The organism is Burkholderia sp. KCJ3K979 (assembly GCF_016759955.1).
GTDB classification, from domain to species: Bacteria; Pseudomonadota; Gammaproteobacteria; order Burkholderiales; family Burkholderiaceae; genus Burkholderia; species Burkholderia orbicola.
The window spans coordinates 1-1,370 of record NZ_JACFYV010000424.1 but is presented as its reverse complement, the minus strand read 5'-3'; the positions used below and the strand labels follow the sequence as shown (position 1 = coordinate 1,370).

Annotated in this window: 1 protein-coding gene; it reads left to right on the top strand. The window is 59.7% G+C overall.

Going from position 1 to position 1,370, the window contains the following annotated elements:
* Nucleotides 1-78: 78 nt before the first annotated feature.
* The gene (locus H3O04_RS35370) at nucleotides 79-1,104 is read left to right on the top strand and encodes an IS110 family transposase (RefSeq protein WP_011549396.1); all 1,026 of its coding nucleotides are present in this window, start codon (nucleotides 79-81) and stop codon (nucleotides 1,102-1,104) included.
* The last annotated feature ends 266 nt before the right edge of the window (nucleotides 1,105-1,370 follow it).

Below are 1,370 nucleotides of genomic sequence, written 5' to 3'. Positions count from 1 at the left end.
CGCTTAATAGGATGGTCAGCCCGATCCTCACTCAGTGGACTACGCTGAGTGAGGATTTTGTCCTTCTGGAGGACCATCATGGACACGGTATCGCTGATCGGAGTCGATCTCGGCAAGCACTGCTTCCACCTGCATGGGCAGGATGCGTCAGGCAGGATGGTGTTCCGTAAGAAGCTCACGCGTAGCCAGATGTTCACGCTGCTGGGCAATTTCCCGAGTTGTACGGTGGTCATGGAGGCCTGCGCCGGTGCGCACTGGATCGCCCGCCGACTTCAGGCGCTGGGCCACGAGGCCAAGCTGATTTCCCCTCAGTTCGTCAAACCGTTCCGGCAAGGCAACAAGAACGATTTCGCGGATGCCCAGGCGATCTGCGAAGCTGCTTCACGACCGAGCATGCGTTTCGTGAGCCCGCACAACGAAGCTCAGCAGATCGTTTCAGCCTTGCATCGCGTGCGCGGGGGGCTGGTGCGCGAGCGCACCGGCACGATCAACCAAATTCATGCGTTTCTGTTGGAATTCGGCATCAGCTTGCCGCGCGGCATGGCGGTGATCCGGCGACTGCCCGCCGTGCTGGAGGCAGAATCGTTGCCGCCGCGGCTGGTAAGCGTGATCGAACGTCTGCACGCGCACTGCAAGTATCTGGACGAACAGATCCATCAGCTCGAACGTGAGTTGCTTACCCAGCTACACGAGGACGAACGCAGCGAGCGGCTGCTCGAGATTCCCGGCATTGGCCCGATGACCGCCAGCGTGTTGATGTCGGAGTTGGGCGATGCGCGCCAATATGGTTCGGCAAGGCAGTTTGCGGCGTCGGTCGGGCTGGTGCCGCGGCAGTACAGCACCGGCGGCAAACCAACGCTCCTCGGCATCAGCAAGCGCGGGGACAAGGAATTGCGGCGGCTGCTGGTGCAATGTGCGCGGACCATCATGCAGCGCATCGAGCACCGCACGGATGCATTGGGCGTCTGGATTCGCGGCCTGTTGGCGCGACGACATTCGAACGTAGTGGCTTGCGCGTTGGCCAATAAATTGGCGAGGATCGCGTGGGCCATCCTCGCCAAAGGGACACACTACCGAAGCACCGAGGCTGTTCCCGCGGTCTGACGCTTCGTGTCGCTTACGGCTTCAGTTGCAGCAGTCACACCTGGTTTTGCGACGCGAGATACGTGAAGGCATAAACGACTCAACGGCCGGACAAGTAACCTGACAACAAAAACAGCATCTCAATGCTGTACGCTTTTTGAGGTTTGCCCGGCGCGGCTCCCATCATGGGGCTGGATCACTCCATCCACGACCCCGGATAGATTCGAGCAAGTCCACTTTAGGTCAACACTGCCTCGCTTGCAAAAATCGGGCTGACCATAGATTTT

Excerpts from the sequence above, each read along its gene's own strand:
- H3O04_RS35370 (WP_011549396.1), top strand. The coding sequence starts at position 79 with ATGGACACGGTATCGCTGATCGGAGTCGATCTCGGCAAGCACTGCTTC.